Below are 24,664 nucleotides of genomic sequence, written 5' to 3'. Positions count from 1 at the left end.
TCTTAGCTTACCAACGTTAAACCCATTTGTTCATAATGATGATCAAATTTAAATTGTCCTATCAATTCTTGAATATGTCTTCCCGTGTAAGTTCGACTTGGACTTGGCGAAATAGAACCCAGTGCTTGCTGAATTAAGCTTCTAGCTTCTAAACTCATTGAGAAGCCATTTTTCTTGGCCAAGCCTTTCAAACGATGGAATAAAGGACGTTCCAAAACGACATGTATTCTCGGGTTTTTTGTTGGCATTTTTATGTCCTCCCTATCATGGAAAGGTTATCATAAGTGGCGAACCTTCTCGAATGAGAATCAATCAATCCAGCTTTTTCTATGCCTCGCTTGATATTGCTTTCATCCTTTAAAATTTTCCAGACATTCTCTGTTCTAAAATTCTCTATCATGAGAAGCATAATGCCCTGGTCGATCCCAATATATTCTTTAGAGTACCACTCCTTGTCAACATTGTAAGCGCTCGTAGGGCCATAAGGGCCCCAGATTTGTTCCCCATGCTCATAAAGCAAATGTCTCAAGCTGGGTAAGACGATTTCAGGTGCAAACGGCAAAGAGGCAATCATCGCATAGGGTGCAAGTGTTCCATCGTGGGCCCCTTCCTGGGCTCCATAGGCCTGATATCCATTGGGTCCATCACTTGCAGAAAGTCCCCAAAACCATTCACCATAACTTTTATAATCTTGTTTATGCTGTATGCAAAAATCTCTGTTAGCCAAAATAGCCGTTCGAGTATTATTCCAATAATTAACTAAGTCAACGCGTGTGTTTCTAAAATCAATAAGGGCTTGTGTATAAAGGTTCGTAAAAAGGGAACATCGAGGATCAGAGATATATTCCATTTCTCCTTCTTTAAATTTTTCTCGTTTCCATTGGGACCATGCATGAGATGAAATAGGATGAGTGGGAGACCCCATCGCCAGAAGATAAAGAATCATTTCTTCGGCCGACATATTCCATACGGCTGATTTTTCGAATCCTTCTTCGGGGCTCCATTCCATATAGAGAAGGCCTGCTTTATTTTTTAACATCCAGTCCCATTCAACTTGGGCGTAGAGTTTGCTTGATTTTATACTTATTTCGGTTCCTGGAAAATATTGTCCAGCGAATAGAATTCCAGACATTAAAAGTGCCGTATCCATCGATGATATTTCACTATTGACCCATCGTTTGCCGTTTTGAGGATTTAGAAAGTGGTAGAAATAGCCATGTTCTTTGTCGGCTTCCTCCAGAGTCGTTAATATTTTTAAAATTTTTTGATAAGCTTCAACGCGGGTGAGCCACCCATTTTTTTCTGCAATGCAATAGGCAATAAGCCCAAATCCTGTTGAGGCAATACTGGCCGGGGCTCCTGGAACACTTCGGTCTTTGATCAATCCTGTGGCAGAATTAGTTTCCTTCAGAAAATAGCTAAAGACCTTGCGTTCGAGTGTATTGAGAAGGTGAGTATTATCCATTGTCAAAAGATTGATTAATTCATTGTTTGTCTCGTCTTGAGCTTTTTTACGAGCTTCTTCAAATTTTTGGCGGGAGCCCTCGAAAGTAAAATCATCAAAATAAAGAGTTCCAACTTTTGGGTTTGAAATACGATCTTCAAAGACAATCACCCATTCATCCGCTTTAGAGACTTTAAGGATCCCTTGAAAGTTTTTGAGTGGAATCACGAACTCCTTCCATTTTGAAGTCACTCCTGAAACATAGACAAAGCTTGTATAAGAACTATTTTTCAATTCGATCTTAAATGTTTTTGTGAACCCTTCTTTGATATCCCCTCTTGCCCAGAATTTAAGCTTGTCAAAAGAGGTTAGGTCGATCCCATTCAAGCGAGTCCAAAAGCCATTGTATCCTCCTTGGGGAGATTCTACATCGTATTGGAGCCTGAGAACCTTACTTTTGGGCCTTCCCTGATCGTCAAAGATAATGGCGTCTATACAATCTTCATTTGAGTCAAGAGGGTCTTTTTGCCAAGTTCCTGAAGAACCCCCTAAGTGATTGTGATAAGCGTCTAACTCAAAGTCATCAATAAGAAAATTTGTATTGTTGATAGGGTGGCTGGTTAATTTTGAAAGATAAAAGGATAAATTCTTATCATGGAAAGAAGTACTTTTCACAGATGAACTTCTTGGATTAAGGTCTAGCTCAACATCTCCAAAGACAGAAAAACTCGTAAAGAAAAGGGCAGTGATGATAGTGAGTTGCTTATTCACAGGTGAAGGCTCCTTTTGTTAGGTGCCTTCCTCGTTCACCTGTAATAAAAAAGTCCCCAGTTTCCAGTTGCCGGTTTCCCGTAAAAAAGTCACTGGCCTATAGCTGATATAAGGATGTTATTTTTTGTCGATTATATTTCGCATTTTCCAAAGGGGAAAAACGGGGGATTTTTGAAATACGACAAGTATTCCAAAAAATCATCGATAGGTCATTGAAGCCGGAGATAAAAACAAAAAGCCTATTCTCACTATGAAAATAGGCTTGTTTCCTTCTAACGGCGGCTGACTATCCCACTGTCCCCTTGGACACCAGGACTCTCTAGCTTTGCGTCACCCGATTGCTCGAGTTTTGCCTTGATCATTAGAGAATCACGATTCACTTCTTTAAAAGAACGGTGCTAAGCACTAAGCTTAAGCAATAACATTGAAAATATCTCATACAGGCGAGAGGAAGTCAAGTTTTTTTGTTTCTTTTGTAAATGTAAAGCCAATTTAGAAATGTCCAAGAATTCTGGAATTCTGGGAACACAATACTTAAAGGAATTTAAGAGAGTTCCAGGGCTAAAGCTCATATAGGACCAGGAAACAGGTGGATTTTAGGTGATAGATTCAACTAATTGGTAATAGGCAGGTTAAATCATTTTCAAAAACATTTTTTAAAAACTTCGAAATTGTATTTTTCTTTTTTTACCTTTCCACTTCCTCAGGTGTCTATACCATTGAGAGTAATGAAGAGATTTTCTTGATTTTTATGATTTTCCCTCTTGAAAAGTGGTGGAATATAGGTTATATTTCCTGCAATTAAGGGGGCGTTCAACGAGGAAGTCTCCAAAGAAAAATCCGAAATCTGCGAAGGAACAAGTTAGGATTTTAGATTTATTCTTATTAAATTCACGAGGAGGAAGCACTCATGATAAAATCTTCCGCATTTCGGCGTTTTATATCTTTCAAATCATCTCAATTTCATTTCTTCTACAGTACCAATAAAAAAAGCATCGGCGGTTTTACGGCGATTGAAGCCCTTTGCACAGTCGCGATTATTCTGATCACGGCCTCCATGCTTTTAGCAGGGATTCAGGGAGCCCGTACAAGAGGTTTTCAAGGAAAATGCTTGAGCAACGTCAGGAATATTACCGATGCCGTGATGCAGTATGCCCTTGATTACGAGCAATATCCAACTCAGTTGTCTCAGGTAAAATCTTATGACCGTGATGCTGGTCAGGATATGTATTCAGGGATGGCCTATGCTAATACTTTTAACGGCACAAGTTCAGGATCTGGATCTGGATCAGGTTCAGGCTCCGGATCAACGGCTGGTTCACAACCTCCGATCATGCAAAGTTATTATGACCAGCAGCTGCAAATTTTAAATTGCCCGTTGGTTAGTTCAGGAACGTCTTATGGCATTAACGATGTGATTAGGGGAGCGAATTTAAGCAGCATCACCAATCCTTCCATGGTCGTTGCTCTTGTTGAAAGTAATGTGTCAATTGTGATGAAGGCTAGTGATGTTGTCCCTCGCCATCAAAATCAGGCTTTAACGGGATTTGTCGATGGGCATGTAGAAAGTTTTAGGCAAGGTGAATTTAGTGATTATACCGTTAACAATTCTCCTTCAGGGGTGTATGTGACTGCGGAATGACGTTCTCTGAGACCCGTATTAATTCTGACCTCCTCCGTCAGATTTAAGAGGCACGTGAGGATGAAAAGGGGTCGGTGATTTTAAGATTGATCACTTGGTTTTATAAAGGAGTGTCATTGAAAAGAGTAATCGTTTTTTTATGCTTCTTCTCGTTGGCGATAGGGAAAAATGGCTATGCCAGCCATTCAACGGAACAACCTGATACCACGGGAGAGTGTGAGCCTGAGTCGGATTGTAATGTAGGCGACCTACCCATCTCTGGATCCGTCGAGGGATTTAGCGACTTCAGTATCGACATTCATGATTTGAATCATAATGTTGTTGCTTCTGCTACGGCTACAACCGGCACTATCACCGTTCCCTCCATTAATTTCGGGGTTGTGATCGCGAGTAGTTCAAGTGCCGTTTATACCTTTCCTCAACATATTGTTGCTCATTTTGACGATAATAATATTAAACGGTCTATTCGAATTTATACGGACAATTTTACCGACTGTGAAGTTGAAAGTTATAGTGATGGCGGATCGCTTTCCTCAAAACGTATGAGGGATAATATGTTTTTGTGGAAAAATATTGGAGGGGAAGAGTGTGATGAGTCAACCAAGGATGGTTTGGATAGCAAGTATACTGCTGCGGGAACAGCCTGTACGGATGGAACGGGAGGAACGACGACGGTGGCTGACACTTATGTAGACGGTAGGGGAGAAGAGAGTGATGAGGATAAGGATGCAGATGGCAAGGAAGATGACTTGACCGAAGATAATCGCGATGAGGTTTATACCGATAAAGATGGCAATCCTGACACCTGTAATAATAACTCTACTCTTGGGTCAGGTAAAGGGGGTGCGGCAGGTGAAGATTGTTTAGTGACTGCGACGACTCCACAGGTTGCCGGGATTGTTGTTAATCCTCCCGATGCTCAGCATGTTGATTATTGGGTTAAAGGATGTGCTTATGATGCTAAATTGGGAAAATATTTTCTTAATTGTGGGGGTGAAGATAGTACCAGTGATCCCAATTATGGAAATTGTCTCGATGAAGTTTATACCTCAGGAAGTACGAACGATGGTACTTTCATAGACGTTGGTGGTGAGGATTCTGATGATGACGGGGATGGGATTGATGAGGTCTATACCGAAAAGACATATGTTTCGGGTACTTGTACTCAAGATACTTCAGTCACATCAGATTATTCGGATAAATTTCAAAGTAACCCACCTCCTATGTTTTGGGCTGTGATGAGCAGTGACAATACGAGTGATCTCAACGAAGGTCAGTATCTTTTTACAGGGGATACCACCAAAGAAGCCTATGTGACAGAGATTAATAAAGAGGATGACCCAAATACGTACTGGGATGACTCCTTTGTAAATTCTTATTCAAATGTTGGTTTTTCTATTTCTTATCAAATTGCTCTTTTGGCTGGTTTTCCTTGCTGTGCCTCGTCATCTTCTGAAACCGCGGATTTAACTTGTGGGTCTTCGAATTCAGATGGATCTGCGAATAGCGATACGAATGGGAATGGGACAGCTTCAGAGTGTGATGTGAATATTAGTTATCCAAGCGATGGAGATTGTGCGAGTTCTGGAGATACTGACAAGAATGGAAATGGCCAGTGTGACTATGACTTTCGCCAAATTATCGATGGAGAGTTTGCGATTTATTTAGGGTATAAGCCAACGACAGCTGGTAAATGGACGTTTAATCTTGTTCTTGAGATTTATACGGAAGAGTAAAAAACAGTTCAAAGTTAAAAGTTTAAAGTTCAAAGAAAAAAGCATTTTATTTTTTACTTTTTGAGGGTTTTCGTTGTCTTTATAGGTAGAGAGCGGCTCTGATTTTTGAATGTGTCTTACTGGTGTAAGGTGCTGAGGTTAGGGCCTTTCAGAAAGGTAAAAGGAGGATAAAAAGATGAAAAAGTGGTTAAAAGTGAAAAAGAGTGTTGCTTATGCATTGCTCTTTGTTTTAAGTCTATGGGGTATGCCTGCTTATGCATCGCATTCGACTACACAACCTGTGAATGGTGAATGTACTGCAGGATCTGATTGTAATGTAGGTGGTATTGGGGTCAGTGGTACCGTTGAAGGGTTTACGCTTTTCAGTGTGACCGTGCACAATAGTGATCATACAACCGCTACAGCCATTACAATACCTACGTTGAGTTCAGCAGATGCGCAGGCTGGTAAAACAGTAAAGCAAGCTGATCAGCATTTGAAAGTGACCTTCGATGACAACAATGCTCTTCGCGATATTCAGATCTACTTTGATAATTATAGTTCAAATGTAGATCCGAATAAGGATGGTACAACAACTCCAGAGTATACCATTTATGATTCAACAGCGGGTAATGCGAATGGAGAAACCGAAACAGCAGCTACCTACATGATGAGTGGTTTAAGGGGTTCAATCAATACTCTTGCTGCTGCTCCTTTATTCTGGGCTGCTATTGATAATGATACCGATGCTGCCTATACCATTACGGGAGATTCTACCAAGGAAGGCTATTCTACAGATATTCGTGCTGAATGTCTCGATGCCACTTGTAAGGATTCAGATGGAAACGCGACAATCACGCAGAACACCTATAGCTTTCTGGATTCTTATGCCAACATGGCATTTGCCATTAGCTATCTGAATGCCTCACTTGCTGCTTTCCCCACTTGTTCCACTGCTGATACCAATGGAAATGGAACTGCGGGTGAATGCGACGTGGATAAAAGTAGTCCCACCGATGGAGATTGTGCTGATTCTGGGGATATTGATAAAAATGGTAATGGTACGTGCGAATATGACTTCCGTCAGATTACCGACGGTGAGTTTGCTGTTTATCTCGGAGTTGATTATAAGGGACAAGCGGCTCAGTCCTATAGTGGTTCACTTTTCGTAGAAATCTATACGGAAATTGATGGTGACGATAACCATCATTTATAATCACGATCTTTTCTTTCTCCTCCCCCGATGCTTCGTTCGGGGGGGAGAGGAAAAGTTGTAACTCCCCTAGCCCCTCTTGTTATGAAAGTGAGGCTCATTTTGTAGTCGCCCCATTTATGGGGCTGCCCGATAAATCGGGCGACTACGAAAAAACATGATGGGAAGAACTTTCAGTGCACACGATGATCTCGTAAAGATCATTGAAATTAAATAAGAGGGGAATAAGAGGGGAAATTAAATAGGTGTGGGGGGACGAGAAAAAAGGGGAGGTGAACAACAGTTTAAAGTGAACAACAGTTCAAAGTTTAAAGTTCAAAGTTTAAAGAGGTTTGAGGATTAAAGTTTGATGAGAACATCAAATACTAAGAAAAGAGGTTCTTAAATGAAGGCAAAGTTAGCGTGTCTTCTTTTTTTGTTATTCGGCTCTGTGGGTCAATTGTGGGCTTTGGGTGTCAAAGTAGCTCCTGCTTCGACTACTTTAGTGATTAAACCCGGAGAATCTCAAGGAGGTGTTTTCGAAGTGGAGAATCCTGAGGATCAAATCCAAAAGATTCAGATTCAATCAGAAGATTGGCTCGCCTTTAGAAAAGGCAAACGTGGGGTTTCGACAGAAGATTGGGTGACTTTCGAGAAAAAAGAATTTGTTTTAAAACCTAAAGAAAGAATAACCCTTCATTATCAGGTGCATATTGATAAAGATTTTAGGGGAGAGCATGTGGCTCAGGTCTTTTTTTCTCCCAGTCCTTTAGAGGAAGGGAAGAGAGGGAATGTTGGGCTTCGGATTCGATCGGGAGTTTTATTGATGGCGATTGCTAAGGGGACAGTCAAAGTCAATGCTGAGATAGGAAACGCTTTTGTAAGAGAGGTGAGCGGTCCTACACGGCAAGGGAACTTTCTTCATCTTGAAGTAAAAAACATGGGAAATGTGCACATTAAATTAAATGGAAGTGTCAAAATTTTGGATTCAAAAGGAGAGGTTATTTTAGCGCAAGGTCTTGGGAATATTCCCGGGATTTTGGGGGGAGAGAATCGGGTTTATCCAATCCAGATTAAATCCAATTTATTTAAAGAGGGGGAAAGTTATATTTGCGAAGTAGAAATTTTTTATGGAGTCAATGAGGCTAAAGGTGGCGTGATGTATAAAACGTTTGATGTTTCATTTGAGAAGGGAGAGGCTGTTTTTGTTGAGAAGAAAGTGGATGGAAAGATCGATGAAGTAAAAGAGGAAAGTAAGAAAGATTCAGGGGAAGTAATAATCAGTAAGTAGTAGGTAGTAAGAAGTAAGTAGCGAGATGCGGATTGAGGTAAGTGAAGCCAAAGGACCGGGAAATAAGGAAGGTTTAAGTGAAACATTTTCTAAAAGTTGTTTTAATAGCGATGGTCCTAGTAGCAACCCTTCAAAATCAAAAAGCGAGTGCTGCTTTTGTTGACGAGGACCAGGACCGAATGGCGGATGACTGGGAATCAAGTCATCAACTTAATTCTTCTGATCCTCATGATGCCGATTTAGATCCCGATGGCGATGGTTTAAAAAATGTCGAAGAATATTTTATTGATCATGATCCCCATGTCACAGACAATATTCTTTCGGACCGAGAGCTTTTAGATCTGGCTCAACATAAGGCCTTTCTTTATTTTTGGGAAGAAGCCAAAGTCCCGTCAGTCACCGATTTTACTCAGCCTATTTTAGTTCCCGACAATGCAAATTTTGATGGTGGAAATACAGCTACCTATTATAGTAACGCGGGAGTGGGTTTTGCTTTAGCAGCCATTGTGATTGCGGATGAACGCGGGTGGGTGGATCACCAAGATGCTTACAACCGAGTGGATGAAACCCTAAAATTTTTTAGGGCCCTTCAGACCAGTAATGATTATCAAAAGGTTAAACATGGATACTTATATCACTGGTATGATATCAGTGGAATCAGAACTCCGGGAAGTGAGATTTCAACCATTGATCATGCTATTTTTATGGCCGGTGCCCTTCTGGCAGGTCAAAAATATCATGGCACGGAGGTAGAAGATTTAGCCAATCAACTTTATTTTTCGACAGAATGGAATTGGGCTTGGAACGGTACATTTTTATATTTAGGATGGGTTGAGGATGGAGGGCCTGTCGAGGGAGGAAATTGGGTTGCCAGTGGGGCCACATGGAATAGCTATTCAGAATTAACCATTCTTCTATCCTTAGCCATTGGAAATCAGAGTTCTTATAATATTCCTGCAAGTGCTTGGGCGAGTATTGATCGACCTTTGGCTCAATATGGTGTGAATCCAGAAACGGGAGATCCGCTTCCATCTTATATTTATGTGGGGTCGCTTCATAATGATCAATATTCCCATCTTTTTTTAGATTTGTTTAAGCGACCGGATAGTTTAGGGATTGATTATTTTGAAAATTCAAAAATTGCGACTTGGGTCAATCGCCAATTTGCCATTGATTTAAATTCTTCAGACCCTCAAAGGTATGAAACCTATGGAGAGAATATCTGGGGGCTTTCTGCAGCCAATGCTTCCACTGGATATAAATCTTTAGAGGTTTCTCTTCCGACAAGTACCGATCCCGATCAACCTACACAAAGTGAAATTGAAGATCGAACCGATTCGGGTACTGTCGCGCCCTTTGCTCCTTTAGGTTCGGTCGCCTTTACTCCTAAAGAATCGATTGAGGCTTTAAGATATATGTACGAGAATCGACTTTCATTGATCAGTAACCAATCGATCTGGGGTCGTTTCGGTTTCTTGAATTGTTTCAATACGGGAATGGCTTCAAGTGGGAGTAAACCTTTTTTTAGCACACAAGTGATTGGGATTGATGAAGGCCCCATTGTCGGAATGATTCAAAATTATGAGACCGGTCTTCTCTGGAAATATTTTTTTAGGTCTTATCTTGTTAAAGCAGGAATGTCCGCAATGGGATTTTCGACGGGGACCGTTGAACCGTATCTTCTTAATTTTGAAACGGGTCAAGATCCGAACGGTTTTGGAGGTAGTTCAAGTTCGATTTTGGGAGGAAGTGCCTCTTACACGACAGATACCCCCAATGGTTCTCATTATTCCGTCCAAGTGAGTGGGAGTCAAGCAGGAGATGGAGCTCTTATCGGACTTGAAGGTCACTCCGTTCATTATTGGGAAGGTTTTTCTCTCTGGATTAAAGGGTCTAAAGGAACGGAAGTCTTGGATGTGGGGCTTAAGGACAGTGATGGAAATGAATATGAAGTTCCTCTAGAAAAGTATCATCCGAGTGGCAAGATTACCACAACCTGGACTCAGGTTAAAATTCCGTTTGCTCCTTTTATTAAAGAGGAAATTCGTTTGACCGAAATGGATGAAATCTTTTTTGTGTTTCGGTCCGCAGGGGGTACTGTGAAGGTCGATGATATTCAATTTATCGAGGATGCTTTTCCCCCCGCTTCTCCACAAAAATTTTATGCCCAATTTTTAAAATCAAATGGTTCCGTTCAGTTAACTTGGAATCAGAATTCTGATAGCGATGTTGTTGGATATCGAATTTATCGAAAAAAAGGAAGCGGCTCTTTCGAAGAAATTAAGATGGATCCCAGTCACAATTATGTTTTTGTTGGGACGAGTTACACGGATACCAATGTTGATTTGACTCAAGAGTATACCTATCAAGTGACAGCGGTTGATAATTATCAAAACCCGAGTGATCCTCAATATAAAGGTTTAGAAAGTCAGCCCACAGAAGATAAAGCCTATACCTCAGATAAAGATGGGGATGGACTCGATGATGAGAAGGAAGCGAGTTTTGGGACAGATCCTAATAAATCAGATACGGATGGAGATGGGTTGACCGATGGGGATGAGGTGTATCAATACGGTACCGATCCTTTGAGTAAAGATACGGACAAGGACAATTTTACAGATAGCCAAGAAGCATCAGCGAGCTCTGATGGAACGGATTCGACCAGTCAACCGACGGTGATTACCATTACGACGGATAATCGATATGAGCTTTTTGTGAACGGGGAAAAGGTGGGAGAGAATGATGAGTGGACTACCGTAGAGAAATTTTATGTGGATCTTAAACCCGGAGGCACCGTTGCAGTTCATGCCACTGATGCAGGGTGGATTGCTGGGTTTCTCTGTCAGATTCAGAATGGAAACGATATCGTTTTTACAAATTTTCTTTGGCAGGCTTCCAAGCAAGCGAGCACCGGCTGGGAAACCCCCGAATATGATCATAGTTTGTGGGCAGGGGCGAATGAAATTTATCGAGTAGGGGAGGGGCCATGGGGGGGGACGGTTCAGGGATTTGATTCCAGGGCTCATTGGATTTGGACGGACAATGCCTTTGATGACAATGAAGCCTATTTTTGGACAACTTATGATCCGAATAATCTTAATTCCTTGATTAAGATCACCGCGGATAATCGGTATGAATTATTTAAAAATGGGGAAGAGATTTCGCATGGGGATGATTGGGCTGAGGTTCGATTTATTCAAGCTGCTTTAAATGGGGGAGATCTTTTGGCGATTCATGCTGTGGATGAGGGGGGCGTTGCAGGCGCAATTGCACAAGTCGATATGATGGATAAGGAAGGGGCAAAACATTCTTTTAATACAGATTCGACATGGGTGATTTCAACAACAGAAATTTCAGGATGGAATACGACAGGATTTAATGACGATGGCTGGACTGGGGCGAGTACATTTGGAGCCAATGGAATTTCTCCCTGGGGGACGTTATCCCATATATCGAGTGGGGCTCAATGGATTTGGGCTTCTGATAACGATCGTACCAATGAAGTCTGGATCAGAAAAGATGTTCCCAACGCCATTTTAACCTTGACCATGGATAATGCTTTTGATCTTTATCAAAATGGACAATATTTGGTTTCAAGTTCTGATTGGACTCAACCTGTCAATGTTGGGATTTATCTCCAAGAAGACGATGTTCTAGCTGTGAAGGGGATAGATGCTGGAGGATATGCAGGGTTTTTGGGATCGATTGTTTTCCTAGATGGCTCATCCGGTGATATTTTTACCAATTCAAGTTGGAAGATTTCGACAACAGCGACCTCGGACTTGTCTTGGACTCAAAAAACATATGATGATTCTGCTTGGGCTTATGCTGTTTCGGTGGGAACAAATGGAATAGCGCCTTGGGGGCATTTGAATGGGATATCCGATCAGGCGGAGTGGATTTGGAGCGGGGATGCCTGGGGGCAGGATTGGGTGTTTTTTCGTTATGTTGTGGGAGTGAATAATGCTTCAAATCTTACAACTCTGCGTGTAGCTGTCGATGATGGATTTGAAATGTGGTATAACGGCCAGCTTGTTGCCGTCGGGTCGGATTGGACCAAGGCGGTGATGCTGGCTCTTCAGATTAAACCAGGCGATGATCTTGCATTCAAGTGTTATGACAACGGATTTAAAGCCGGAATGATTTTTTCTGCTACCGGTCATCAAAAATTTGTTTCAAATAGTGCGGATTGGAAAGTTTCAACGAATCCTGAAGATGGCTGGAACCAACCTGGGTTTAACGCCTCGGGTTGGTCGCCTGCGACCAATTATGGATTCTATGGGGCTTCGCCTTGGGGGACAGGTGTCGCCAATTTTTTTGATAAAAATGCAAGCTGGATTTGGTCGGGTAACAATGCGACAACAAATGGGATAGCTGCGAGCGCCATTGATCCTGTGGTTTATTTACATAAAATGGTTACTGGAATTACTGCAAAAGTCATTAATATTCAGGATGGAAAAGAGGTGAATGGCCTTTCTTTTAAGACGAAATCAGGTGGAGGGATGGTCAATTTTGATCAGGCGATTGAAGTCTCTTTTGCGGGTACTTATGATTACAAGCTAAAAGCCGCTCAATATATCAATATGCGTACTGAAAATCCTAAAGGGAAAGAAGGAATGATTGGGAAGACAGATTCCAATATAACCCTTCCCGTTTATTGGATTGTTTCAGAGGAAATAGATGAGAATTACAGCTTTGAAGGTGATTCAGCTCGAGAAGCGTATTTAATTGATGCTCAGAATAAAGATGTAAATACTTATGGAAACGTTCTTTACAATATGAGTGGTTTAAGTGGGACCCTAGCTCCCTATGGTGAAGGGTCTCGTAGCGCACAGGGTGGAAAGATTTATCTTCAATTTGGGACAGATATCTCCTATGCGAAGGCTCAAAGCTACGGAACCACGATTTATCTGACCATGGTTACTCCGGAGTAAAAATAATGAAAAAAATTAAATCTAACTCCTTCATTATTAATTAGATATATAAATTTTTAAGTTTTAGCCATTCCTGCTCATTTTTTTCAATTTTTTAAACATTTTTTTGACCTTTTGGCCCTGGCAAATGTCCTTATTTATGAGTACGTTTATAGATGTAAGTGGAGATTTGCCAATATGATCAATCAATTCCAGGACCTGAGAAGGCACCGAGGAATAAAATGGGCTGCTAGGGTGACCCTGGTCACCTTTTTTTTCAATACCCTTTTCTGGGATACTGGGTGGGCACAGGAAAAACAGCTCGATGCAAAAAACAAGCTAGAAGCAAACGGGCTCGAGGCTCGAGGCTCGAAGCTCGAAGCAAAAACACGAAGTGCATTTACCTCGAGCCTCGAGCCTCGAGCCTCGAGCTCTTTAAACATCTCAATTCCCTCTAACCTCGGTGACATTATTGAACGCCATCAGGGATCAGAAGATAAGAAGTTGGTTATTCACATCCAAGATGTTCACTGCCATTTTGAAGCACAATCCAACTCAGCGAAGATTATCGAAGATTTATTTCAGAAGCACGAATCTCATGGCCTCAACATGATTGGAGTTGAAGCTGCGGGAGGTCCCGTCGATACTTCACTTCTCACTTCTTTTCCTGATCCAAAAATTAGAAAGCTCCTTGCCAATTATCTCATGAAAGAAGGAAAAATTTCTGGGGCAGAATATTTATCCATCGTGAAAGACCGCCCCTTACCTCTTCAGGGGATTGAAAACATGAAATATTATTTTGAACATGTTTTTCAATTTAATCAGAACTTAGATCTTAAAGAAAAGGCGCTCCCTTTGCTTAACAAAATCGAGAAAAAAATTGAATCCCTTCGAGAAAAAATTTATTCCAAAGAAGCTCTGGAAATTTTGAAAAGAGAAAAAGATTATGTGAGTGGCGCTATGGAGCTTGCTGATTATGGGAGGTTTTTGAAGGAGGAGATGGAAAAATTTGGAATTAATTTAACTCCCCCATCCCCTCTTAATCTAAGAGGGGAGAACCCTTCGCTGAATGTGAGAGCGGAACACCCTCCCCTTAATTTAAGGGGAGATGGAGGGGTTATGAAAGAATATTTGTATACCAATTTTAATCTCATGCTTCAAGTATCGGATCTTGAAAAAGAAATTGATATGAAAAAAGTAGAGGAAGAAAGAATCAAACTTTTGGATGTTTTAAGTAAAACATTGGTCAAGGAAGAAGTCGTTCAGTTGATGACGAAGAGTTTGTATTACAGGCTCGAGAAGATGGAAGCGTGGGAATATTATAGCTATCTTGCTGAAATAGTGGAGCGAGCAGGAATAGTGTTTAATCAAGACCATTTAATTGATAGACCAAGGCGGCTCGAGGCTCGAGGCTCGAAGCCGGAAAAGCGGCTGGAGGCTGGAGGCTCGAGGCTCGAGGCAAAAACAGAAACACAAACAAAACCACAAACAAAACCACAAACGCAAGAAGTAGTTGCTTCTAACCTCGAACCTCGAACCTCGAGCCTCGAGCAAAGTATTATCCTCAAGCCTTCCTACCCCAATCTTGATCTTTATATAAAAATGGTCGAACTCCATCATCAGATTGATAGTGACCCACTTTTGAAGGAATGTGACGCGATCAGTCGATCTCTCCAAGAAAAAGTGCTTAAGACTCCTGAAGAGAAAAAACTGCGTCAGATTGAAGATGATTTTGTGATTTTAAAAAATTTATTTTTGCTCGAACTGAAGAAAACTCAGTTTCAGTATTACCTTCAGAATCAGGGAAGAATATCGGCGACTGGTATTGTTAATGGGATAGAGGAACTGGAAAATAAGCTCGAGGCTCGAGCCTCGAGCTTATTAGAAGCTTCACAATCGCTCGACATACATCTTTCATCTCTACAGAAATTTTACGAATATTCAGAGCAGCGTGAAGAATCAATGGTTGAAAATACAATTCAGAGTATGGAAAAAAATAAAAGTCCGATTGCCATTCTTTATACCGGAGGTTTTCATACCGAAGGGATGATGAAGCGCCTTCAGGAAAAAGGCCTTTCATACGTCGTCGTTGCCCCTCGCATCACAGAATTCAAACTCAAAACCCCTTATCTTTCCGTGATTCGAAATGAAGCCTCCTCTTTGGAAAAAATGCTCCTCGATCTCAATAAAAAAGAAGGTTCATCCTTGGCGAGGATATTGCAGTGTACAAGTGTACTGGAATTAATACGCTTTGCCTCTCAATTGCCGGAGAAAGATAGAAAACAGGTTCAGAGCATTGCAGGGGTTGTAGGGGCAGGGCAATCTGTTGCGATTGCGCTTTTTAAAATCATGGCGATTAAAAAAGAGTTCAAGAATAGAACACTCAGTCCTGATATTGAAAAGCAAATAGATGAGGAGTGGGAGACAGTTTTAAGGGCATTTGCAACGGAGAAAGTTCAGGATTTAAGTCATGAGCAGATTGGAAGCATTCATTCTAAAACACGTGTTATGGAATTTGAGGAAGGTGAACGGTTTTTAATATTTCCAATCCAGCTTGGAACCCATGTGATCAAAGCAAAATTAGATACGGGAGGGTCTTTAGAGGATATGCTTGCCCAGATCGAAAATGTTTTCACATCCTATTCAGACTTACAAGTAACGTTATCTCCAGGAGGAGCTCACAAGGATATTGATGATGAAGATGCTATAAAAATTCCTCAATCGGTTTTAAAGGAATGGGCTCAAAGGGCTCGTAATTCTCGAGTCGAACAGATCCAAATTAAGAATTTGAAAATCACGGCAAAATTTATTTTGGATGCAAAAATGCCTCAGGGAATGGATGCCTATCATTTTTTTGATGGAGAGGATTTGATTATTATCACTAGATCTCTTGTTGTTGTAGGGAGATTGTTGGCAAAGGATGCTCATATTTTGGAAGCTGTTTATCATGAGGCCGAGGAGGCAACTTGGGATGTTGTTCTGCAAGCTCAAGTTGCTTTGCAAACTCAGATGGAACGACCCTATCAGGCGGTTCGAGTTTTGATTGAAAAGAAGACGTCCAGTCTGATGGAGAAATTTGGAAATACTTTAACCCGTGAACATGTCGAATCTTTTTTGAAGACACTTGTGCCTCAAAGGTTTTTGAGGTTGTCTGAACAGGATACAAAAGACACAATTGCTTTTGCGAGTCAGTATTTTGGAAAAGAAGTGGTTGATGCCATTTCAAATTACAATGAAACGCTTCAAGAATATCAAAGACGACCTCATCGATTGGCTGCTATGCAAGAAAGGCTGGCCTTTGGTTTTGATGAAGATGGATTACCCGTACTGACAGCCTATGACGCAGCCCAAATTGAAAAAATGCCTCCTCAAAAACTTCAGCGTTTGCTCAAAGAAGATAGAAGTGATCGATTAGATTTGGCAAAAGCATATTTAGGACCTTCTGCAAGAATGAAAATCATGGCTTATGAATCTTTTTTTAGACAAAAATTAACCGATCAGATTGGCGCTTTTCCCAGGGAAGTTGTACGACTTCAAAATTCTGAAAGTAGTCATACATTGCTTGAGAAGTTTTCTCAACAGGGATTTAAATCAAAGCAACTAGAGAGGTTTATTCGGTATGTAGAAGAAAGAAGTTCACATCTTCGAGAGGGATATTCAGGGAAGATGTTGGTTTTGGTATTGGAAACCTTTGAACTTCAGAATGCGGATCAACTTTCGGCTGTTCATTTACAGGTCTTGCGTCAGATGGTCAAGGAGTTAGAAAAACCTTTAGAGGAGAGAACCGCTCTTGTTGCCTCAGCTCGTCAAATTTTAACCCTCGCGCCTCTTGCTCTTGAACCTCAAGTGGAGACTCTGGTTTCTATTGCTCCTGTAGTTCATCCAGCTGAGGAAGTAGTTGCTTCTGCTGTTGCAACTCGTGCGGTTCAGGAGGCGACCTCTCATTCAATCTCATCTTCGGCAGCGCTTACTCTGACTTATGGCGAAGGGGATGTTCCAAATAATCCTTTTTTACAGGGTGATGCTCTTTATAAAGTTAAAGCCGAAAAACCAGTTTCTAAGATTTTAACCGTGCTTATTCGTTTAAGAAGCGTGTTGGAAAACTTTGTGATTCGTTGGGAAAATAGCAGCATATCCATTTTACTTGTAGCAGTGGGTGCTACAACACTTCTTACCGTTTTAGGTGAGGTTTTTGGAATTGATTTGTCCATGGTATTGAAGGGTATACTTTTCTTGGGCTTTTCTTTTCCTATGACACTTGAATTAATAAAAATGGGGTTGAATTTGACAAGGGAAAAGGAAGAAAAAGAACTCGAGGCTCGAGGCCCGAAGCTCGAGGCAAAAACACAAACACAAATAAAGACACAAGAAGTAGTTGCTTCTAACCTCGAGCCTCGAGCTTCGAGCCTCGAGCAAAGTACCAGACTCGAGCAAAGTACTGGCCTCCAGCCTCTAGCTTCTAGCCAGACTGAGGGACAGCCTATTCATGGAGTCAGAGTAAGAACTCTTAAAGATGAAATGCTGGAGAGGGCAAGGGCCATTCTTTTTAAAGAAAGTCCTTATTTGAGTCAGCTTGAAGAAAGAGGAATGGGGTTGGGTCTTGTTGAGATTGCCATTGTGGCTGATGATGAAAGGATTTCAAAGCTTGACCCCTTTAAAATTTATCTGAGAGCTTCTGATTATCAGGAGATGATGGAGCTTTATCTTCGCGGGGCGCCGCAAGATCAAAAAGAAACGATCGAAGAATTGGCCTCTCTTATTTGCATGCGGTATGAGTCTTTGATCGCTTGTGTTGATACTGCCTTGCCAGCCGCTTTAAAAGAGACGATAGATTTTTCCCTTCAAACTACTTTAAAAACAGCTGCCGCACGTTTTTCAAATCGGATTCATTTGGCCCTTTTCTTTGCTTCCAGTTTTTGTAGTCGCCCCATTCATGGGGCCATGCATGAACGGCCCGATAAATCGGGCGACTACACTGGAAGCGTTGTTGAAGCTGTTGAAAGAATGCGAATACAGGTTGAGGCAAGACTTGTAGAGACCTATCCGATTATCAGACAGAACCCTTCTTTGGGGAGGATCGAAATTCGTTTTGAACAAGGAGAGGTGGATGCCCCAGCTTTCCGAGTGGATGAAAATATTTTAATGATTAATTTGACCACAGTTAATTTTGCTGATCGAGCGGTCCGTCGCAATTTCCTAAGGGAATTAGACCTTTTAAGATCTCAGGTTGAATTACGATTAAGTGAGCGAGAGGGTTTTTTAAGAGACCATCATTTAGATCTTCAAGAACCTTCTTTCTGGCAAATGCCAAAAGTTTTTTTTGAAGAGCATCATCGCATCTATTTAAGGAGCGGAAAGGGAACCAAAGAAATTTTGGTTTCATCAGAAAGAGGTGAACTTGAAACTTGGCTTCGTCAGGTTGATGCTTCAGGAAGTTTGACGAATATTGCTTCAAATGAGGTTATAGCGATTCTTTCAGATAGAAAAGGGCCTCTGGGCTTCTTGCGTTATATACCTGGTGAGAATGCAAGTCGGAAATATCTTCCTTTGGTCAATCCCCAAGGGGGATGGAAGCCTTACGACGGTTTTCTATCACTTCCTCAAAAGTTAGATTTTTCAAGGAAATACCGCCGTCCGGAGTGGTATCAGCTTTTGGGAGATCACGATTCAGTTTTTGCTCAAACTTTTAGAGAGCTTTACGGACGCGGCGAATCTTCTATGTCACACAAGGATTTTAAACAAGTGATTCGAGGTCAGAATTTTTCAAAAGAGGAAATCGAATTTTTAAAAACTGTTTTTGTGAAGCCCAATCGTTCCTGGTATGAGCTTGTTATTAAACCCCTCTTTCGTAAAGGGGTTTTGAAAGTGATGGTTTTTTTATATGCCCTGGGTATTGTGAAGCAATTAAAGGCTGGGGAATTACCACCTCCTCCGTCTGAGCCAGCCGTCGATTTTCGAGCTCTAATGGAAGGAGGGCAAGCTTATCTTAAATTAGTTAGAAGTGCTGAGGAGACTTTAGAGCGCTTAGAAGCTAAAAGAAGAGAAGTTGCTGGGTGGAAGGAAAGTTTAGAGGCAGCTCAAGATGATCATGGGCGTCAGCTTTTAGAGGCTAGATTAAAGCCGCTTCGTGAAGATTTGCAAAGACTTGAAGGGGCATATTCTACTTTGATGTTTATATTAGAACCTTTGAAACCAGGCTGGGTGAAATGGCAAAAGACGGGTTCAAATATAGCAGTGACGAAGGCGTTTCGAGATGTTGTTGCAAAGAGTGGAGAAGGAGAAAAAAACCCGCTCGAAGCTCGAGGCTCGAAGCTCGAGGCAAAAGCAAAAAGACAGCTCGAAGCTCGAGGCTCGAAGCTCGAAGCAAAAACAAAACCACAAACAAAACCACAAACGCACGAAGTAGTTGCTTCTAACCTCGAGCCTCGAGCCTCGAGCCTCGAGCAAAGTATTAGCCTCGAGCAAAGTATCAGCCTCCCAGCTTCCCAGCCTCCCAGCTCCATTGAGCAAGCGGACGTTAAACTTCTTAATGAGATTTTTACAGAACTTTTTCAACAAAAAGGAAAGGGTCTTTCAGAAAAATTACAGGCTTATCAACAGGTTCTAGAGGGAGCACTGGCAAAAAATACAGACCCTTTAAATGATGAAAGACTGAAATTGGAAAAGAAATTAAAATGGGTAAGGGACGCTGTTGAAGGAAGTCTAGACTTAGAAACGGCGGTGATTTTGGGAACCATGGATTATGCGCTTACCAATCAAACCGGAATTTTAAGCGCCCAATATGATTATGACCTTTTAGGAAAACGAGATCTTTCTTTGGGTCTTAATGTGAGTTCTACTCTTCGTACTTTTATTACTTATGGAACAGGGGCTTTTGCGGGTCATCCTGGTTTTTATCCTGAAGAGGAGTCCAGGGCTTCACTGCGGGCAGAATTTTTATCGGCAACGGGAGAGAAGAAAGGAATCAGAGAGTCTTTTCGTCTTGCCATTGCGGCTCGTGTGCTTGAATTGGAACAAGGGGAGCATGACCGTATGGTGGCAGTCGCTCGTACCTATATTCGGGCTCAAATGGCTGAACGGGCTTATCAGGAAGCTTTAGAGGGAGTAAAAGGGGTTGAAGATGTGGTTCTGAAGCAAGCCCGGGAGTTTTTTGTGCGTGAAGGAATGGATACCCCGGAGGAGCAAATGGGTCTAGCCCCCTTTGATGCTCAGCATCAGGCGAGGCTTAAGCGCTTTATTCAGGCAGAACAGGAGCGGGACCATGCACTTTTAGAGTTTAAAAAGTTTATAGGATTTTCCGTTTCACAGCCGCTTCGTTTATCAACTTCGACGGGTTCGTTACTCACCCAGAATGGAACGATGAATTTGCTTCTTGGTCTTTATCCTGATCGAAGTGTTGAGCTGGCTCAAAAATGGGTTGAGGAAGCCCAAGGGAGGGTTAAGGCCCGTACACGAAATACAACTTGGAGGGCCTGGGTGATTGGACATGCAGATCTTTTTCATCGGGTGCAGCACGCTGAGGATACAAAGCCTTATCCAGATGCGTCTCTAACGACTGAAGGGGGCGTTGGGGGGAGGGTTTCAGATTTTAGATGGCTTGTAGGGAAGGAAGGGAAGAAGAAGGCAGCCATTCAGCTTGCTTTGGCTGAAGAGGCGAAGAAAAGATTCGAGGAAAGTCAAGCTCGTCGGGGCCGTTATTCTTTAGGGGAAAAGGCGAAGGCAGAATTGGAGGCAGCTCTAGAAATTTTGTTCGTGATTGAAAAACAAGAGGCTCTAGAGATGCAAAGAGGAGTGCTTCCTGAGAATGAGGTTGCCGACATTGATGAATTAAAAGGACGATTGGATGAAAAGATCAGTGCATGGGACCGAAATTTAATCAAACTTGCAGCCCAAGAAGCGGTTTTGAGTGCCCGTTTGGACTTGATGAGGGCAGTGGAAGAGGAACGGCAAGCTGCAGTTAATCTAGGAGAGTCTCAAGTGTTACAGTTTGGACTTGACAATGGAAGTTTTGAAACCAATGAACACGATGTGGTTCTTCTGTCTTTTCAAAACTCTGAAGATCATGGAATGATTCAAGGTTTGAATCTTGATCTTCGCCGTCTGAAGGCATTAGAAGAAGCGGCAAAAGCCAGTCGTTGGCCTGATTTTGTTGTTGCTTTTAAGGCGATTTTAGGAGTGGCCACAAGTGATCCTTTCTGGCTTCAATTAAGTGAACATCTTGGGATTACAGGAGGGCCTGAATTGAAAGGCGGATTTTACCTTCCTATTGGAGGAGCCACACCTGAGCAAAGACTCGCCGTTTTGTCGCAATCTCGTGAAGTGATTGAAGCGCTTATTCGGATTGAGGAAAACAATATTGTGAAGGGACTTTACGCTGTTTATAAAAATTATGGCGAGTCTGAAATGGGCATTCGAAGGATTGAAAAGAGAGAGGTAGAAATCGAAGAAGAAATCAACTTTTGGAATGCGCCGATTGATCATGAGTTAACTTTATCAGAACGCCAAGAGAAAGTTAAAAAGCTCACACGTCAGCGGGATGCCTTTGAGATTGAAAAGGCGGGTTTAAAGGGAATAATTGCAAAAGATAAGGCGGATATTCGACAAATTGTAAATCCAAAAGATAAAGATTTTAAAGCAGTTTTGCCCCCTTTCCCTGAAGATGAGAAGAGTCAAAGCCTGTGGATGGGTCGGCTATTGACCTCTCTCCAACATTATTATCATCCTGAAGCCGATTTAGAACATGCCCAAAAATTGGTGGAATGGCGATCAAAGCAGCTAGAAGTGGCGAAACATGGCGATCCTTTGTGGCTTGCCATTGAGGGGACATTATCCAAATCGGTTGCTAACATTTACGATGCCGTTCAGTCACAAACCCCAGAAAATGTAACTCCTAATTGGTATTTTGGAATTAATTTGAGTGGTGTATTTGATCTACAAGGTGTGGGGAGTCAGAGTCGTAGGGGACCGGCCGAGATTGACTTAGCCAGGGCTCAAAGAACATTGGCACGAACACAAGAAGACCGCAAGCGACTTATTTTATTGCGGTGGGCTGAATATGCACATTCACGAGAACAGATCACCCAATTGGAGGAAGTGCGTCAAAGGATTCAAGCGTATCAAGAGGCTTTCGAAAAGGATAAAGTTGAGCATCCTGAGGGAGAAGAATTCGACCGAGTGTTTAGTCCTGATCATGAATTCATTATCAATGGGATGAGAGACAATGCCCTTGACATGCAAGATGGTGTTTTTTGGCGTCATGCCGATCGTGTTTTTGGTTTGATTCAATTGGGAGAGTGGACGCCTGGAAATTATGATGAGAAAAATCCAAAGAGTCCTTTGAGTCAGGCTCGAGCGAATCTCCAAAACCAGAAAAATCCTGAACAATCAGGATGGGATTTGAAACCTGTCAGTTGGTTTTTGGAGCGGGCGGATCAGGAATCGGAAGGTGTTAAAAATGCTCAAAAGGAGTTAGAGGAAGCGAAAGAGCTTCTTAAAAACGCTTCTCGCCCCCCTGTTCAGATGGAAGCTTCAGGAGGGGTGGATGCCCTGACAATTGGGGCGCTTGAGGGCTCACCAAAAAATTTCAATGATCCTCTTCGTGGGCATCCAGGTTATTGGCCTTCGGTGATTGAAGTGGCAAAACCCGACAAGGAACGGGTTAGAGGGGGACTCTTGGTTAAAACGAATGTTGCGGATTGGAAAGATCAGGCGGATAAGAAACAGGCTGAGGCCTTGGTCGCTCAAAGAGAGGCTGAATTAGAAAAGGCCAAACGGGAAGCACGGCTTCAGATTCTTTTGACCCTTTATAATTGGACGTATGCCAAGATGATGGATGAGTGGCATCAGCGTGCTTTGGTGGAGAAAATGAATGAGTTGCCTACCATTGTTACCGGATTGGAAGGAAAACTCAAAGAAGATCCTCCCAATCAGTTTGCATCCAAGGTAGAGGCTTCTGAAGCCTCTCTTTTGAGTTCGCCTTTGAAGGGAGAAGCCGAAGATGTGATGAGAAAGCTTTTAAATTGGCCTATAGATCAAATGCTTCCTGAGGCTTTGGGGCTCGATCCGATGGGGGTTCTTTCAGGAGAGGGGAGCATTGTTCCGACAAAGACGGGAGAGCCTATGGTCGAGGTAGGAAAATTGGCTCTGCAAGAACATCGTCTCGCCGTATTACAGGCTCAGGCCGATCAGCTCTATTATCAAGGACTGGGACTGGAACGTGCAAAACTAGGAGAGGTGAAGGTTGACGTTCGGGCTTACGATGCTGTAACGGGTAAGTTTGAATTTACGGTGGAATATACTTTGCAGTTTGACCCCACAAAGAAAAGGACGCTGAAACGAGAATTTTATGGGAAGCTTCATGGGACTCTCCTTATGGATAAAGAAGTATTGAAACGACAAATTGAAATTGAGAGCACAAATGCATGGAATAATTTTAAAAAGGCTTTGGAGGCGCTGGGTGCTTCGGCCTCTCAATTTGTTCATGCATCCGCCTTTCTTTCAACCATGGCTCAAGAGTATCGAAATTCTGGCACGGCAGATCAGTTAAGGAGTATGGGGGATTATACTCAGGCCATACGTGATTATGGGGATGCACTGAGAGGTTATCTGGACAGTTCTCGCCTTTTTCAGGGGACGATGGAGGAATTAAAAGCACGTGGGGTGGATGTGGATGATCTCGCAAAGGATATTTCAGAGGAAATGGGACAAATCAAACTCATCAGTGCAAAAACTGTCAGAGAAAATTTTGAGCGTCATGTCGAACCAGGTCCTGCACCTCTTGCTCCTAAAATTATTTCTCCCCCTGCTGAAGAAGCTCCCCCGGTTCAAGCCGTTGCAGAAGAAGATAAAGCGGTGGTAGGTCATTCCCTTTTATCCGATTGGCATGCCATGAAAAAAATGGTAGATGGGGGAAGTGGCCTTATTTCTGATTCTGCACGTGTATCAGGGAATGAACTTGCCATTGAAAACAGAACATTTCGAATCAGCAATACGGCCATGTATTTATCAAATATTGTTGCATTAAGAGATTTAGGAGTGATCACGGCCAGTGAAGCCCAAAAAAGAGTTTTAAAGACTTTGGGCACATTAAGCAAACTCGAGAAATTTCATGGATTTTTCTATGCGGCCTATACCCCAGGCAGTCTCGCCCCTGGAGAGGATTGGGTTTCAACTGTGGATAACGGAAATTTAACGGCAAGTCTTTTAGTTCTTAGGGGCGCTTTTAAAGACGATACCGCGATCCGCTCTTTGCTGGACGGGATTTTGGAAGGACAAAATTATCAATTTTTTAGAGATATGAATTATAGAAATGGGGGGTATCTCAGTGCTGGCTATAGAACCAGGGCTAACGCAAAAGAGGGCGTAGGTCTTTCTAAATATCATTTTGAACATTTGGGAAGTGAGGCAGTGCTGACCCTGACGGTAGGGGTTGCTTTAGGTCAATTGGATGATTCTCTCCTAGGAAATTTGAGACGGGCACGAAGAAATTTTGAATTTGAAGGCCGTAAGATTGTAGCTTTGCAGACTTGGGATGGCGCTGCTTTTCAGGCTTTGCTCCCAACTTTACTTTCTCCTTTGGACGAGCATTCACCCATTTATAAAAATTTGGTGAAGGGTTTTGTACTAGGGATGAGTCATTTTGGGAAGAAAGTTGGAAAGGGGAAAGATGATGCTGTCATAATGGCGGGTCTTTCAAC

The 24,664-nt window shown here is 42.2% G+C and carries 8 protein-coding genes and 1 riboswitch (1 of these 9 running past the window's edge); of the genes, 6 read left to right on the top strand and 2 right to left on the bottom strand.

The window, feature by feature from the left end; genetic code table 11:
- Positions 1 to 2: 2 nt before the first annotated feature.
- Both HYS07_00390 and HYS07_00385 read right to left on the bottom strand, forming a co-directional pair.
- Positions 3 to 248, bottom strand: coding sequence for a hypothetical protein (locus HYS07_00390; protein ID MBI1869632.1), 246 nt, complete (start codon positions 246 to 248; stop codon positions 3 to 5).
- Between the two features lie 2 nt (positions 249 to 250).
- A complete protein-coding gene (locus tag HYS07_00385; protein MBI1869631.1) occupies positions 251 to 2,215 on the bottom strand; it encodes a hypothetical protein in 1,965 nt (654 codons plus the stop codon).
- 274 nt (positions 2,216 to 2,489) lie between these two features.
- Positions 2,490 to 2,579: riboswitch (cyclic di-GMP riboswitch) on the bottom strand.
- A gap of 546 nt (positions 2,580 to 3,125) precedes the next feature.
- Here HYS07_00385 and HYS07_00380 point away from each other — a divergent pair.
- The 6 genes from HYS07_00380 to HYS07_00355 form a co-directional block, all read left to right on the top strand.
- Positions 3,126 to 3,857, top strand: coding sequence for a type II secretion system protein (locus tag HYS07_00380; protein MBI1869630.1), 732 nt, complete (start codon positions 3,126 to 3,128; stop codon positions 3,855 to 3,857).
- Between the two features lie 116 nt (positions 3,858 to 3,973).
- Positions 3,974 to 5,593, top strand: a complete 1,620-nt coding sequence (locus HYS07_00375; protein ID MBI1869629.1) for a hypothetical protein — start codon at positions 3,974 to 3,976, stop codon at positions 5,591 to 5,593.
- Positions 5,594 to 5,768: 175 nt separating this feature from the next.
- On the top strand, positions 5,769 to 6,788 hold the full coding sequence (locus HYS07_00370; protein ID MBI1869628.1) for a hypothetical protein: 1,020 nt from the start codon (positions 5,769 to 5,771) through the stop codon (positions 6,786 to 6,788).
- A gap of 382 nt (positions 6,789 to 7,170) precedes the next feature.
- Complete coding sequence (locus HYS07_00365) at positions 7,171 to 8,055, top strand: hypothetical protein (GenBank protein ID MBI1869627.1); 885 nt, start codon at positions 7,171 to 7,173, stop codon at positions 8,053 to 8,055.
- A gap of 77 nt (positions 8,056 to 8,132) precedes the next feature.
- On the top strand, positions 8,133 to 12,989 hold the full coding sequence (locus tag HYS07_00360) for a hypothetical protein (GenBank protein MBI1869626.1): 4,857 nt from the start codon (positions 8,133 to 8,135) through the stop codon (positions 12,987 to 12,989).
- A 177-nt stretch (positions 12,990 to 13,166) separates the two neighbouring features.
- Positions 13,167 to 24,664: the 5' portion of a TolC family protein gene (locus HYS07_00355; GenBank protein ID MBI1869625.1), read on the top strand. The gene runs 22,459 nt beyond the window's last position; only the first 11,498 of its 33,957 coding nucleotides appear in the window; its start codon is at positions 13,167 to 13,169; the stop codon falls past the right edge of the window.

Source organism: Chlamydiota bacterium (assembly GCA_016178055.1).
Lineage (GTDB): Bacteria > Auribacterota > JACPWU01 > JACPWU01 > JACPWU01 > JACOUC01.
This window is presented reverse-complemented; position numbering and strand designations above follow the sequence as displayed.